Annotated in this window: 13 protein-coding genes; 12 read left to right on the top strand and 1 reads right to left on the bottom strand. The window is 57.0% G+C overall.

Features of this window, described 5'->3' with window-relative positions; all coding sequences use genetic code 11:
• The first annotated feature begins 11 nt into the window (after positions 1-11).
• From B5F54_RS14380 to B5F54_RS17730, 7 genes are all read left to right on the top strand, one after another.
• On the top strand, positions 12-1,061 hold the full coding sequence (locus tag B5F54_RS14380; protein WP_087234927.1) for a YidC/Oxa1 family membrane protein insertase: 1,050 nt from the start codon (positions 12-14) through the stop codon (positions 1,059-1,061).
• 60 nt (positions 1,062-1,121) lie between these two features.
• Complete coding sequence (jag, locus tag B5F54_RS14375; RefSeq protein ID WP_087234926.1) at positions 1,122-1,973, top strand: RNA-binding cell elongation regulator Jag/EloR; 852 nt, start codon at positions 1,122-1,124, stop codon at positions 1,971-1,973.
• Between the two features lie 338 nt (positions 1,974-2,311).
• Positions 2,312-3,676 (top strand): tRNA uridine-5-carboxymethylaminomethyl(34) synthesis GTPase MnmE, encoded by a 1,365-nt coding sequence (gene mnmE / locus B5F54_RS14365; protein WP_087234924.1) that lies wholly within the window; start codon positions 2,312-2,314, stop codon positions 3,674-3,676.
• Between the two features lie 341 nt (positions 3,677-4,017).
• Positions 4,018-5,889: a tRNA uridine-5-carboxymethylaminomethyl(34) synthesis enzyme MnmG gene (gene mnmG / locus B5F54_RS14360; protein ID WP_087234923.1), complete on the top strand. Its 1,872-nt coding sequence runs from the start codon at positions 4,018-4,020 to the stop codon at positions 5,887-5,889.
• Complete coding sequence (rsmG, locus tag B5F54_RS14355) at positions 5,886-6,596, top strand: 16S rRNA (guanine(527)-N(7))-methyltransferase RsmG (RefSeq protein WP_087234922.1); 711 nt, start codon at positions 5,886-5,888, stop codon at positions 6,594-6,596. The genes mnmG and rsmG overlap by 4 nt, the downstream gene beginning before the upstream one ends.
• A gap of 77 nt (positions 6,597-6,673) precedes the next feature.
• Positions 6,674-6,922 carry a hypothetical protein gene (locus B5F54_RS17735; protein WP_172749754.1) on the top strand — a complete coding sequence of 83 codons (249 nt, stop codon included), beginning with the start codon at positions 6,674-6,676 and terminating at the stop codon, positions 6,920-6,922.
• A 182-nt stretch (positions 6,923-7,104) separates the two neighbouring features.
• Positions 7,105-7,674, top strand: a complete 570-nt coding sequence (locus B5F54_RS17730) for a flavodoxin family protein (protein ID WP_172749753.1) — start codon at positions 7,105-7,107, stop codon at positions 7,672-7,674.
• 264 nt (positions 7,675-7,938) lie between these two features.
• Here B5F54_RS17730 and B5F54_RS17380 read toward each other — a convergent pair whose 3' ends face one another.
• Complete coding sequence (locus B5F54_RS17380) at positions 7,939-8,439, bottom strand: hypothetical protein (protein WP_140400393.1); 501 nt, start codon at positions 8,437-8,439, stop codon at positions 7,939-7,941.
• Positions 8,440-8,758: 319 nt separating this feature from the next.
• On the opposite strand from B5F54_RS17380, the gene B5F54_RS14340 reads away from it, so the two are divergent.
• From B5F54_RS14340 to B5F54_RS14315, 5 genes are all read left to right on the top strand, one after another.
• Positions 8,759-9,673, top strand: coding sequence for a ParB/RepB/Spo0J family partition protein (locus B5F54_RS14340; protein ID WP_087234919.1), 915 nt, complete (start codon positions 8,759-8,761; stop codon positions 9,671-9,673).
• A gap of 381 nt (positions 9,674-10,054) precedes the next feature.
• Entirely contained in the window at positions 10,055-10,753 is a 699-nt protein-coding gene (locus B5F54_RS14330; protein WP_087234917.1) for a LytR/AlgR family response regulator transcription factor, read from the top strand.
• Positions 10,754-10,878: 125 nt separating this feature from the next.
• Positions 10,879-11,787 carry a hypothetical protein gene (locus B5F54_RS14325; protein WP_087234916.1) on the top strand — a complete coding sequence of 303 codons (909 nt, stop codon included), beginning with the start codon at positions 10,879-10,881 and terminating at the stop codon, positions 11,785-11,787.
• Positions 11,788-12,322: 535 nt separating this feature from the next.
• On the top strand, positions 12,323-13,090 hold the full coding sequence (locus B5F54_RS14320; RefSeq protein ID WP_087234915.1) for a ParA family protein: 768 nt from the start codon (positions 12,323-12,325) through the stop codon (positions 13,088-13,090).
• 48 nt (positions 13,091-13,138) lie between these two features.
• The gene (locus B5F54_RS14315; RefSeq protein ID WP_087234914.1) at positions 13,139-14,002 is read left to right on the top strand and encodes a ParB/RepB/Spo0J family partition protein; all 864 of its coding nucleotides are present in this window, start codon (positions 13,139-13,141) and stop codon (positions 14,000-14,002) included.
• The last annotated feature ends 10 nt before the right edge of the window (positions 14,003-14,012 follow it).

Here is a 14,012-nt window from a genome sequence, read left to right as displayed (position 1 = left end):
AGAAAGCATACATGGAAATTTTCAATTGGTTCGGCAGTATTCTGGGATATTTGTTGTGGTTCCTTTATGAAATTATCCCGAACTATGGTGTTGCAATTATTCTGTTTACAATCATCACCAAGCTTTTGCTCCTTCCTTTTTCGGTCAAACAGCAGAAATCCATGGCGGCCAACAGCAAGATGGCGGCCAAGCAGCAGGAGATCCGCACCAAATATGCAAACGACCGGCTGAAAATGCAGGAGGAAATGCAGAAGCTGATGGAGCAGGAGGGGGTCAACCCCACCAGCGGTTGCCTGGTGACCCTGATCCCGTTCCCGATCATGCTCGGCATTTACTACACGGTTCTGTACCCGCTGCAGAACGTTCTGCACATCAGCATTGATTCGATCAATAAAGCGACCGCCCTGTTGTCGCAGATCCCGGGCGTGGGCACGACGCTGAACGTCGGCTACTACTCCCAGATGGAGATCATCAAACATTTCGACCAGCTCCGTCCGCATCTGACGATGTTTACCGGGGACGAGCTGTCCCGCATGGAATCCCTGAGCCGCGGATTCAATTTCTGTGGCCTGAACCTTTTGGATACGCCGCAAAGCAGCCACTTCCTGACCTTTATGTGGGTCATCCCCGCGCTGTGCCTTCTGACCTCCCTGCTGTCGCAGGTGATTATGATGAAGATGCAGCCCGGCATGAGCCAGCAGCAGGGCTGCATGAAATGGATGCTCTACCTGATGCCGCTTCTGACCGCCTGGATCGCGTACACCGTCCCGGGGGCCGTCGGCTTCTATTGGACCATCCAGACCACGGTGAGCTTTGTGCAGTCCATGCTATTGCGCAAATTCTATAGCCCCGCGCTGGTGAGCGCAAAGGCGGAGGCGCAGCGAGTCGCGCTGCGCGAGGTGGAAGAGGCGAGGATGAAGCCTCTGGCCGTGCCCCTGAAGATCCATGCAGGGCCCGCGCCAAAGCAGCAGAAAAAGGAAAAGGCGTCTGCGCAGCATCCACAAAAACAAAAGGGAAAGCAAAAACAGAGCAGCGACGATTACCGGGGAACAAAAAAATAACGAGAAACGCGCCGCGTATCAAGAAGACAACCGTGCGGTGTGGAGCCGGGAGGGTTAAACGTGATTAAAGAAGCAATTGGAACCGGGAATACGGTGGAAGAGGCCTTTGAGGCCGCATGCAAGGAGTTGGGCGTGGAGTCCCACGAGGCAGAATTCGAGATTCTGGAAATGCCCGTGAAAAAGACATTCGGCCTGTTTGGCGGCAATCCCGCAAAGGTGCGCGCCTATGTCAAAGACAGCCCCGCAGACGCTGCGGCGCAGTATTTGAAGAACATCCTCTCCAATATGGGATTGTCCAACGTGCAGTTCGACATCCAGGAGGAGGAGAGCGGCGCTTTGATCTCCCTGTCCGGCGAGGACGTGGGCTTTATCATCGGGCACCGCGGGGAGACGCTCGACGCGCTCCAGTATTTGGCCGGCCTGGTGGCCAACCACATTGAGAATACGTACTTCCGCATTACGCTGGACATCGGCAATTACCGCGAGAAGCGCAAGGACACCCTGGAAGTGCTCGGCAAAAAGATCGCAAACAAGGCGGTCAAGTCGGGCCGCAATTGCTCCCTCGAGCCCATGAACCCGTACGAGCGCCGCATCATCCATACGGCGGTGCAGACTGTGGAGGGCGCAAAGAGCTGGAGCGAAGGCGAAGACCTCAACCGCCATGTGGTGATCGGCCCGGTGGATGGGGAGCGCCCGCAGCCGCGCAAGCCCTATCATTCGCGCGGGCCCCGCAAACCGTACGGCGATAAATCCCGCGGGGACTACCACAAGAACAACTACGGCGGCAGAGGCCCGCGCCCGCAGGGGCAAAGACCGGCCGGGCAGACGCAGCAGCGCTCCCAGCCGAGGAAAGAGACCTCCGGCCCGCTCTACGGCCGCATCGACATCAATCGGAATAAAGACGGCGAATAAGGCTGTCGTTTGGATACCAGACGGAAGGGGGACGGTTCTGCGGAATCGTCCCTTTTTGTCATGCCATGGGCGCGCTCGGGGGAAGGGCCCCTGCGCGCCAGGAAGCGCATCGGAAACACAGGGACGCGCGGCAAGCCCTTTCTGTTTTGGAAGGCCATGCGCCCCCGCGGGGAATCTGCGCGCCTGGCCGGGCAGCGCCTTTTCCACGCAGGGGAGGAAAGGGGATCGGCCGCCTCCTTCCCAGCCCGCGAACCCCGGCCCCGCGGCTGGATGGGGATTGCTGGCCGGGCGGCCATTTTCCGGAAGGCCGCGGACGCATCGAAAAAGGAGGAACATCCATGCCAAAGACCATAGCTGCCATCTCCACCCCGCAGGCCGCGGGCGGGATTGGCATCGTACGCATTTCCGGCCCGGAGGCGCGCGCCATCGCCGGGCGCGTCTTCACGTCCGCGCGCGGGAAGACGCTGGAACAATGCCGCGGGTATACCGCCCTGTATGGCCGCGTCCACGACGCGGAGGGGGAGATCGACGAGGCGATCGCCCTGAATTTTGTCGCCCCGGCCAGCTTTACCGGGGAGGATGTGGTGGAGCTCTCCTGCCATGGGGGGATCTACGTCATGCGCCGCGTCTTGCAGGCGGTCTTTGCGGCGGGCGCTGCCCCGGCGGGGCCGGGGGAGTTCACCCGGCGCGCGTTCCTGAATGGGAAGATCGGCCTGACCGAGGCGGAATCCGTGATGCAGATCATCTCCGCCCAGGGCCTAGAGGCCGGGAAAGCGGCCATGGCCGGGCGCGACGGCGCGCTGGAACGCCGGATCATCCAGATCCGCGAGGGATTGACCACCATCGCGGCGCACCTGGACGCCTGGGCGGACTACCCCGACGAGGACATCCCGGAGGTGGACGGCAGCGGCCTCCAGGAATCGCTGGAACACGCGGCCCAGGAGCTGGACCGCCTTCTCTCCCAGTTTGAGGCGGGCCGCGTCCTGCGCGAGGGCGTGGAGACGGTGATCGCCGGGCGGCCGAACGTGGGCAAATCCACCCTGATGAACCTGCTCTCCGGCTGCGAGCGCTCGATCGTCACCGAATACGCGGGCACCACGCGCGACGTGGTGGAGGAAACCGTGCTGCTCGGCGGCATCCCGCTGCATCTGGCGGACACGGCGGGCATCCGCGCTACGGAGGACCCGGTCGAGCGGATCGGCGTGGACCGTGCGCGGGAGCGCGTGCAGGCGGCGCAGCTCGTCCTGGCGGTGTTCGATTCCTCCCAGGCGCTGAACGAGGAGGACCGCCTCTTGATCGAGTCCGTCCAGGATACGCCCGCAGTTGCGGTGGTCAACAAGAGCGATTTGGAAAATGTAATTGACTTAGAGTATATTAAAAATCATTTTAAACAAATTGTATATATTTCGGCGCTGTCCGGCGATGGCTTGGAGGCGTTGGAACAGGCGGTCGCGTCCCTGTTGAAGACGAATGAATTGGACCCGTCGAGCGGGATTTTGTTCACCGAGCGGCAGCGCGACGCGGCGCGGCGTGCGCGGGATTGCGTGCAGGAGGCGCTGGATGCGCAGCGCTCCGGCGTGACGCTGGACGCCGTGACGGTTTCCGTGGAAGGGGCGGTGTCGGCCCTGTTGGAGCTGACCGGCGAGCGCGCGACGGAAGCGGTCGTGGACCAGGTCTTTGCGCAGTTCTGCGTCGGCAAGTAACCGCGCGGCGAACGCGCAAAAAAGCGCTGGGAAAACGCCGAAAGAGAAAACGGTCGAAAACCGGCAAGCGCCATCGCGCAAAACAATGGAAAACATGCGGGGCAGAAAACAGAATCCCGCGCATGTTGGGCGAAAAAAGGGACAACGGGTCGCTTAACACCCGATGATTACAATGAATGAAGAAATAGCGGGCTTTCCGTCGCATTTGCGGGGGAAAGCGGCTGTTTTTGGAAAGACGGTCTCTGAAAAACAATTGCTGAAAAACAAAGAGGGTGCATCTTGGCGCTTCGGCTGCCGGATGCGCCCGAAATCCTTGGAAAACGATAAAGGGGGAACCCAATTTGACCTATCAGGCCGGAACATATGACGTCGCGGTGATCGGCGCGGGACATGCGGGCATTGAGGCGGCGCTGGCCTCGGCGCGCCTCGGCTGTCAGACGGTGGTATTCACCATCAATATGGATGCGGTGGGAAACTGCCCGTGCAACCCGTCGATCGGCGGCACGGCGAAGGGCCATCTGGTGCGCGAGATCGACGCGCTCGGCGGCGAGATGGGGCGCACGGCGGACGCGACCTTTTTGCAAAGCCGCATGCTGAACAAGGGCAAGGGCCCGGCCGTGCATTCCCTGCGCGCGCAGATCGACCGCCGCGAATACAGCAAGGTGATGAAGCACAAGCTGGAATTGCAGCCGAATTTGCAGCTCAAGCAGGCGGAGATCGTCGACCTGTACCAGGAGGGCGGCAACTGGGTCTTGACCACCCGCATGGGCGCGCAGTATACCGTACAGGCGGTGGTCATCGCGACCGGCACCTTCCTCGGCGGCAAAATTTTTGTGGGCGACGTGGCCTATGAGAGCGGGCCGGACGGCATGTTCCCGGCCGCCTTTTTGGGCGACGCCCTGAAAAAGCTGGGCCTGCGCCTGCGCCGCTTCAAGACGGGGACGCCCGCGCGCGTGCTGCGGTCCAGCATTGATTTCACAGATCTGGAGGTGCAGGAGGGCGACGAACCCGTCGTGCCCTTCTCCTACGACACCCTGCACCCGGGCAAGAACCAGGCGGTGTGCCACGTCTCCTGGACGAACGAGGAGACAAAGCGCATCATCCTGGAAAATATCCACCGTTCCCCGCTCTACGGGGGAAAGATCGAGGGCGTGGGGCCGCGCTATTGCCCCAGCATCGAGGACAAGATCGTCCGCTTTGCGGATAAAAAGCGGCACCAGCTCTTTATCGAACCGTGCGGCAAGGATACGGAGGAGATGTATTTGCAGGGCATGAGCTCGTCCCTGCCGGAGGATGTGCAGCTCGCGTTTTACCGGTCGATCAAGGGCCTGGAGCATGTGGAGATCATGCGCTGCGCCTATGCGATCGAATACGACTGCGTGGACCCCTTGCAGATGGAAGCCACGCTTGAATTCATGGATTTCCCCGGCCTGTACGGTGCGGGGCAGTTCAACGGCAGCTCCGGCTATGAAGAGGCCGCCGCGCAGGGCTTGGTCGCGGGCATCAACGCGGCGCTCAAGATCCAGGGCAAGGAACCGCTGGTTTTGGATCGCGCGGGCTCCTACATCGGGACGCTGATCGACGACCTCATCACCAAGGGCGTCTCCGACCCATACCGCATGATGACCTCGCGCTCGGAGTACCGGCTGGTCCTCCGGCAGGACAACGCGGACGAACGCCTGACCCCGACCGGCCGGAAATTGGGCCTGATCGGGGACGAGCGCTGGGAGCGCTTCTGCACAAAGGAGGAGCAGAAAAAGCGGGAGATGGCGCGCGCGCGCCGCACCGTGTTGCCGCCCACCGAGGTGCTCAACGACATCCTTGTTTCACGTGGAACAACGCCGGTTTCCACGGGCGTGAAGCTCGCGGACCTGCTGCGCCGCCCCGAGCTCAGCTATGAAGCGCTGACCGCGGTGGACATCACGCGGCCGGTGCTGCCTGCCGCAGTGTTCGAAAATGTGGAGATCGAGATCAAATACGAGGGATACATCGTGCGCCAGAAGGCGGACATCGCGGAGATGCGCCGTCTGGAGGGCAAAAAGCTGCCCCGCGGCGTGGATTACAAAACCATCACCGGCCTGAGGCTGGAAGCGCAGGAAAAGCTGCAAAAGGTCATGCCGGCGAATATCGGCCAGGCGTCCCGCATCAGCGGCGTGAGCCCGGCGGACATTTCGGTGCTGTTGATCTGGCTGGCAAAGGAGGGGAAGGCATGAGCGAGGACATCCGGCAATATTTGCAGGAGTGCGCGGCGTCCTATGGGATTGCCGTGTCCTCCGGGCAGGCGGAGCAGTTTCAATGGTATATGGAGCTGCTGATCGAGTGGAATCAAAAGATGAACTTGACCGCGATCACCGAGCCGAAGGCCGTGGTGGTCAAGCACTTTTTGGACAGCATCCTGTTGTTGCCCGAATTGGAGCAGGGCGACACCCTGATCGACGTGGGGACGGGCGCGGGTTTTCCCGGCGTGCCGCTGAAGATTTTGCGGCCCGGCCTCCAGCTGACCTTGCTGGACAGCTTGAACAAGCGCCTTATCTTCCTCCGGGAGGTGCTGGACCGCCTGGGGCTGGACGCACAGATCGTCCATGCGCGCGCGGAAGAGGGTGGGCGGCAGGCGGGCCTGCGCACAAAATTCGCCTTCGCAACCGCGCGGGCGGTCGCCCCGCTGAACCTGCTGTGCGAATACTGCCTGCCGTTTTTGCAGATGGGCGGCGTCTTTTTGGCCATGAAGGGGCCGGAGCCGGACGCCGAAGTGGAGGCGGCAAAGCGGGCGGTCTCCCTGCTCGGATGCCGGTTGGACGGCGTGAAACGCTTCACCCTGCCGGGCGGCGACGCGCGCAGCGTGGTGCGCATCCGCCGGGAAAAGCCCCTGGCGGCGGCCTATCCGCGCCATGGCGCAAAGATTTCCAAAAGCCCGCTCTGAGTGGGCAAGAAGGGCAAACGCGCTCTGCGGCTTGCCGGAGGAAACTGCAAAAGCCCCTGCACGGGCGGCGCTGCCGTATGGGAAGGATTTCCCACCGGCGGGCGCGTTGCGGGGGAAAAGCCCCTGGCGGCGGCCTATCCGCGCTAGGACGCAAAGATTTCCAAAAGCCCGCTCTGAGTGGGGCGAGAAGGGCAGGCGCGCCCTGCGGCTTGCCGGAGGAAACCGCAGAACCCTCTGCGTGGGCGGCGCTGCCGTTATGGGAAGGATTTCCCACCGGCGGGCGCGTTGCGGGGGAAAAGCCCCTGGCGGCGGCCTATCCGCGCTAGGACGCAAAGATTTCCAAAAGCCCGCTCTGAGTGGGGCGAGAAGGGCAGGCGCGCTCTGCGGCTTGTCGGGGAAAATTGCAGAAGTTCCTGCGTGGGCGGGCGCTGCCGCAGGGAGAGGATTTCCCACCGGCGGGCGCAGCGCGGGGAAAAGGGGAAGAAGACTGGATGGAGGAGATGTCGAATTGAAGGCTTTGTTGCTCAATGCGAGCCCCAAGAACAACGGGAACACGGCCCGGCTGTTGGAATTGATCGGGGACGCATTTCAGAAAAAAGGGATGGAAACGCAGACGCTCTGCCTGGGCGACCTGCATTATGCCTTCTGCAAGGGGTGCAGAAGCTGTTATCAGACGGCAGAATGCGTGCAGCACGACGACGTACAGTTGGTTTTGGAACAGATGGAACAGGCGGACCTGATCGCCATCGCGTCCCCGGACTATTGGGGCGGGATCACCGGCCAGCTCAAGGCGTTCATCGACCGCTGCACGCCGTACAGCCCTGCGCACCAGCCGCACGCGGCGCTTTCCATGGGCAAGCGGGGGATCAGCATCGCCCTGAGCGCCCGCGAGGACCCGCGGGAGTGCAAGGAGATCCTGGCCCGCATCGACCGGTTTTTCCAGCGCATGGGAATCCGGCCCATGGCAAATTACTACACCTGCGGCGTCCTGACCGAGGATGACCTGAACAACAACGAGGGGAAACTCGCGGAAGTCACGTTCTTTGGGGAAGAGATCGCCAAAACGCTGATGAAATAGGCCGCTTTCGCGCATGGAGCGTGCCTTTGCGCCGCGCAGGTGCGCGGGTTGGACCATTGTGACCGGCCGGAAGGACAGCAAAACCCTAGTCGCTCTCCAATACGGGAGCGTGGATTGAAATCGGATGATGGTTTGCGTCGGCATGTATGCTGTGCTCGCCGCCCTCCGTGCGGAGGGTGTGGGTTGAAATCATGTCCATGATGAGGTGGTTATTGCTATGGCCCATGTTCCCCTATGCAGGGGGCGTGGGTTGAAATGATCCGGTCAAGCAAAAGAAGCTGACCACCAACATGTCACCCTCCGTGTGGAGGGCGTGGGTTGAAACTCATAGCAGATGCGCGGGTCGATGGGTTGCTTGTTCACCGCCCGAAAGGGCCGTGTGGGTTGAAACACGGATTTGAAATGGGTAATGAACCGGCTTGGTGGCGGCAGGCGGGACTGCGAGGATGGAAAGGGCGTTCCCAGATCATGGGGATTCCCGAGAGCTGCCCGCTCAAAGGGCGGCGTGGGATGAAATGGGTGTCCGCGCGTGGCCAGCAGGCAGCCTTCCGCATTGGCGCCGGATGGGATGGCGGGGGAAAGGAAAAGCGCCTCAAAGCGGTTGGTCCTTGCCCCGCCTCTCAATTTTGCGGATGTGCCGCCGCTCAAAAGGCGGCGTGGGTTGAAATAGAAATTTGTAGACCAAGCCGTGATGTTCAGCGGCCGCCACCCGCGAGGGTGGCGTGGATTGAAATCGGTTAGATAATCGAGTGATACTTTGTACATATGTCGCCACCCGCGAGGATGGCGTGGATGGAAATTGCACCAGCATGGCGAACGTGGGGATGAATCCCAAGCCGCCGCCTGCCCGGGTGGTCAATCATCCCCAAAATGGAGCCCCTATAGGCAAACAGTCCTAATATCAAAAATTCCAAAGGCTCAATCGACCGGAATCACGCCAAAATCCACAGGAAAAGCGTTTTTTCGCGTACAGATTCCAACAAAAAGTTTCCCTCCCATATGGTATGCTTAAAGCACAGAAGGACAAGCCCCCCTGGGGCGGTTACATAGATGTGCAGAAAGAAACCAGATGGGAGGTATTTTTATGGGCATCATGCAGGATAAACGGCGCGTGATCGAGATCCCGCTCGACGACATTTATCCGAATCCCGCCCAGCCGCGCCGGTCGTTCCCGGAAAAGGAGCTCCTGGAATTGAGCCGGAGCATCCGGCAGAACGGCCTGCTGCAACCTTTAAGCGTGCGCCGGACCAAAAACGGCTATGAGCTGATCGCGGGCGAGCGCCGTTGGCGCGCGTGCCGCTTGGCCGGGCTGGACAGCGCGGCCTGTATTGTCAATTCGTGCAGCGATAAGCAGAGCGCGGTGCTGGCGATGACCGAAAATTTACAGCGCCAGGACCTGCAAATCTTTGAAGAGGCCGAGGGCATCCGGCGCTTGATCGAAGAATGGGGCGTGACGCAGGAAGAGGCGGCGCTCCGGCTGGGGAAGAGCCAGTCCACCCTGGCGAACAAGCTGCGCCTGCTCCGCCTGACGCAGGAGGAGCGTAAAAAGATCAGCGAGAATGGACTCACCGAGCGCCATGCGCGCGCGCTGCTCCGGGTGGACGACGTCGAATTGCGCGGCAAGGTGTTGGACGCGATTCTGGCCCAGCATTTGAATGTGCAGCAGACCGACCAGTTCATCGAGCGCATTCTCTCGGAAAAAGAGGACAAGCCTAAGAATAAGAAGCGGATCATTGTAAAAGATATCCGTATCTTCATGAATACGATCAGCCATGCGGTCAAGACCATGCAGCTCTCCGGCATCCAGGCAAAGACCATCCGGAATGAGACGGACGATTACATCGAGTGCATTGTCCGCATCCCAAAGACGGGGCCGGCCGCCGGCCGGATGACACCTCCGCCGGAGAAGCAGGCGGCTGTGCCGGAGGCGGCGCAACCCCCAGTTCCCAGCATGGAAAGCAATCCGGAGGACAAGCCTGTTTCGCGCATTGCGGGGTGATTGCCCGTACAAGCCCCGGAACTTGCGGGGCCCTTTTTGGGGAAGAACACGAGTTGTAGACCCCCACACCGCCCGGATTGGCGGGCGGTAGGGGGAATGCCGGGAAAACCCGGCGGCCAGCCCGCCGGTCGGACGGGCATTGGCCAAACCCGCGCGGTAAGCCCGCGCACCGAAAACAGATTACAAGACTACTCCCATTTCCCTTATATTTTCCCTGTGAAAAGCCGCTGCGGTGCTTTGCACTGCGGCGGCTTTTTCCTGTTATTTAAGGTATCATTTTGTTGATTTGACAGCAGCTTTAAATTATAAATTGGAAAAAGAGTTGATAATAAATCGGGATAGAATTATAATTGTTATATTCTTATTTAGAGGCGAGAAATAATGAATTGTTTAATCTTATGTAATCAAGATGATAGGGAGCTGTTAATTAAAAAATTTATCAATAGAAATTATAATCAAACAATTCATTTCACTTTTATAAAGACTTTAGAGGACATATTTAATATAGTACGTAATAGGCGATTTCCTGTTGAATTTTTATTAATACAATTGATTCACGATGCTGACTTTTTGCAAAGTTTGCAAAAGGTTCGAACACAACTCCCCAGTACATTTCTGATGCTGATTTTTGATGATCCCCAATTTTATTCGTTTTCCTTTATGCTCAAGGCATTTCAAGTTTTTCAACATCCAATCGATCTTGCGTTTTTAAATGCAGAGATGGAACGCGCTGTGCAAGAGTATATGGATCAAGGGATGCTGCATATTACACGCAATCGATGTGAAAGTATAACGATCCCTATAAAAGAGATCGTATTTGTGGAAGTATATGACAGGCATATTTTGATTCATACAACAAAAGAAATTGTTCGTGCCAATGGGACTTTATCCCACTACTTGCAAGATTTACAAAATTATCGTTTTGTGCAGATTAATAAATCTGAGATCGTCAATGTAGAGCATATAAAATCGATCCATAAAAACGAAATACGATTGGATGACACACAAGTGCTTTGGATGAGCAGATATTATATGAAGAGCATGGATAAAAAGATATTGCATCATAGTCAAAATAAATGACCACATATACAGATATGATTGATATTTTTTAAAAAATATAGTTAATATAAATTGAAATTTCATAATTGGGGAAGGGGATAGTCCAATGGGATTTTTTATTCGTAAGATAGGAGGCCTAAAATTATATGAGAAAGGAATATAAATATGAAAAAAGTATTCTTTTTAAAATCGTTTCTTTGCTATTAATCATGACCTTTGTGTGTAATACATCTATTTTTTCTTTTGCGGCGATAGAGACAAGTGAAACCCCTGTTGCAGAGTATAACCCAAGTGGAATTGAAGAGTTCGGCGAGGCAACTTATTACCACAATTATACGGAAGACTACCGTATTACGATTGGGCTTTTATCGGATGGAAGATATGATATAGCCTATCTGGAAACCGCAAATCCCGATCTTATATACCATAGCGTTACTTTTATAGAGGATGTTGAACAACCCGAAAACTTTGAAGAAATTGAAAAAATGGTTTGTGATGGCCGTGTTGATTTAAAAACAATGGACATCAATCGTGAGGTATTGTTGACCAGATCGGGAGACGACGATGCAAACGTGATTGGGCTGGATTTGGAAGCGGACCGGGGAGAGCCTTATTCGGATAAATATATCGATTCCCTATCTGGCGGAGGAAAAACAGTCTCCTTATATGAATCCATGTATTTTGACATCCGTGATAAGGCAATCGAAGATTTTACATTAAAAGCGGGCCTCACAGTTGCGGTAATTGTAACGACGTTAAAGATAACGACACGACAGGTTAAGATTCTTTTAGGTTCAGTTCTTGTACTTATTAACGGTGAATATCAGTTAAGCCAAAGCACGGGGGTACATTCCTATAATGCAAGCGTTGTTTATTATCGGGAGGTGCGTTCAGGGAATATCTCCCCGTACCGTGCAAGTAGAGAACTGAAATATGTTTATTACGTGGCGTCCGGCCTTGGGACTTGTGTGCACGATGATAATGTACGGGATATTCATGATGATGACTTTTATGATACACAAGCGTTATTAGAAAAAGGGCTTTCTTTATTATAAAATTGTATTATGAATTTTAGGGGGGATCGTTATAGATTATCAGCCTAAAAGCGTGAAAGCTTTTTGGGGCGTATTGACAAGTATCATGTATATATCAGCAGGTGTTTTTATGATTCTATTTACTTTATTGCATTTTCCTAATTGGATAGTAAATTTAGTATTCTATGGGTTGTTTTTAGGAGCGATATTTATAGATTATAAAAAGACGCGTTGTCCCTATTGTCACTCTATGCGAGTAATGGGATTGCTTCATGCGAAAGGCAGCCAAGAGATATGTCCCCGTTGTAGGCGTCTCATTTATTACGATTAAGTCCTCACAATGGAATAAGAAATCTTGCAGCCGAGAGCCCTGCCGCCGGAAGCGATCCGCGGCGGGGTTCTTCGTTTCACGTGAAACATTGCAAATTTCAAGGAGAAATACTTTTCCTTCCTTCCCTTCCGTGCTATAATAAAACCATTGTTACAACGCTGGGCGTTGTAAAGGCTCCCCTTTACGGAAAAAGGGGACGGTTTTCTTTGGAAACGGGGGCGGACTATGGGAAAAATCATCGCAGTAGCAAACCAAAAGGGCGGCGTGGGCAAGACCACCACGGCGGTCAACCTTTCGGCGGCGCTCGGTGCAAAGGGGAAAAAGACCCTCCTGGTCGATGTGGACCCGCAGGGGAATTCCTCCAGCGGCGTCGGCGTGGACCGCCGCAGGGTCAAGCAGACCATGTATGAGGTGTTGATCGGGGAGACGCCGGCACAGGAAGCGCGCATCCACACCGAATTTGCCAACCTCGACCTGCTGCCCTCCAGCATGGACCTGGCGGGCGCGGAGCTCGAACTGATTGAAATGGAGCACCGGGAATCCATCTTAAAAAATGCGATCGTCCCCCTGCGGGCGGAATACGATTTTATCCTGATCGATTGCCCGCCGTCCCTGGGCATCATTACGACGAACGCCCTCTGTGTGGCGGACACGCTCTTGGTGCCCATCCAATGTGAGTATTACGCGTTGGAGGGGCTTTCCCAGCTGATGAATTCGGTCCGGCGCGTCAAACGGCAGTACAACGAGCAGCTCGACATCGAGGGCGTGCTCCTGACCATGTACGACGGCCGCCTGAACCTGACGCAGCAGGTGGTGGAAGAGGTCAAAAAGTATTTCCCGCGCAAGGTGTTTGCAACCGTGATCCCGCGCACCGTGCGCCTGTCCGAAGCGCCGAGCTTCGGGCGCCCGATCTGCTATTTTGACCGCAGCAGCAAGGGCGCTTATGCATACGACGCCCTGGCCGACGAAGTATTGAAAAAAGCAGCCCCCTGATTTGGGGACGAAGGGATACCGAATATAGCGCACAGGGGGTGAATGAAAATGGCGGGAAAAAAGAAGGGCGGCCTGGGCAAGGGCCTGGACGCGATCTTCGCAGAGAACGATATGGAGGACGCCAACGCGACGGTCACGCTGAAGATCAGCGAGATTGAGCCGAACCGCGCCCAGCCGCGCAAGGACTTCAACGACGAGGCGCTCGCGGAGCTGGCAGATTCCATCGCGCAGCACGGCGTGTTGCAGCCGCTTTTGGTGCGGCCGCTTTTGGGCGGCGGTTACCAGATTGTCGCCGGGGAACGCCGGTGGCGCGCGGCGCGTATGGCGGGCGTGTCGGAGGTGCCCGTGGTCATCCGGGAGATGAGCGACCACGAGGTCATGGAGCTTGCCCTGATCGAAAATTTGCAGCGCGAGGACCTGACCCCCCTGGAAGAGGCGCAGGGCTACCAGTCGCTGATCGACCAGTACGGCATGACGCAGGAGGAGATTTCCCGGACGGTCGGGAAGTCCCGCCCCGCGGTGGCGAACGCGCTCCGCCTGCTGCATCTGCCGGAGGACCTGCAAGCGCTGGTCTCCGCCGGGAAGCTTTCCGCGGGCCATGCCCGCACGCTGCTCGGCTTTTCGGACGAGGAGCAGATGCGCGCGGCGGCGAAGCTGGTTGTGGAGCAGGGTATATCGGTGCGCGAGCTGGAAAAGCTTGTAAACAAGGCAAACGGCAAGGAGGAAAAGAAGCCGCCGCGCAAGAGCGGGCGCATCCACTACTTCGACGAGGTGGAGCTGGCGCTCAACGAGCATCTGGGCCGGAAGGTCCGGGTGAGCGGCACGAAAAAGCGGGGCACCCTACAGATCGAGTTCTATGGGGAGGACGACCTCGCAGGCCTGATGAAGCTGTTTGACCAGGAAGACGATTGAATGTTTCACA

This window comes from Anaeromassilibacillus sp. An250 (assembly GCF_002159845.1).
GTDB lineage: Bacteria > Bacillota > Clostridia > Oscillospirales > Acutalibacteraceae > Anaeromassilibacillus > Anaeromassilibacillus stercoravium.
The sequence above is the reverse complement of the archived record's forward strand: the minus strand, read 5'-3'. Positions and strand labels throughout refer to the sequence as shown.

Excerpts from the sequence above, each read along its gene's own strand:
- B5F54_RS14380 (WP_087234927.1), top strand. The coding sequence starts at position 12 with ATGGAAATTTTCAATTGGTTCGGCAGTATTCTGGGATATTTGTTGTGG.
- mnmE (WP_087234924.1), top strand. The coding sequence starts at position 2,312 with ATGCCAAAGACCATAGCTGCCATCTCCACCCCGCAGGCCGCGGGCGGG.
- rsmG (WP_087234922.1), top strand. The coding sequence starts at position 5,886 with ATGAGCGAGGACATCCGGCAATATTTGCAGGAGTGCGCGGCGTCCTAT.
- B5F54_RS17735 (WP_172749754.1), top strand. The coding sequence starts at position 6,674 with ATGGGAAGGATTTCCCACCGGCGGGCGCGTTGCGGGGGAAAAGCCCCT.
- B5F54_RS17380 (WP_140400393.1), bottom strand. The coding sequence starts at position 8,439 with ATGTACAAAGTATCACTCGATTATCTAACCGATTTCAATCCACGCCAC.
- B5F54_RS14340 (WP_087234919.1), top strand. The coding sequence starts at position 8,759 with ATGGGCATCATGCAGGATAAACGGCGCGTGATCGAGATCCCGCTCGAC.
- B5F54_RS14330 (WP_087234917.1), top strand. The coding sequence starts at position 10,055 with ATGAATTGTTTAATCTTATGTAATCAAGATGATAGGGAGCTGTTAATT.
- B5F54_RS14325 (WP_087234916.1), top strand. The coding sequence starts at position 10,879 with ATGAGAAAGGAATATAAATATGAAAAAAGTATTCTTTTTAAAATCGTT.
- B5F54_RS14320 (WP_087234915.1), top strand. The coding sequence starts at position 12,323 with ATGGGAAAAATCATCGCAGTAGCAAACCAAAAGGGCGGCGTGGGCAAG.
- B5F54_RS14315 (WP_087234914.1), top strand. The coding sequence starts at position 13,139 with ATGGCGGGAAAAAAGAAGGGCGGCCTGGGCAAGGGCCTGGACGCGATC.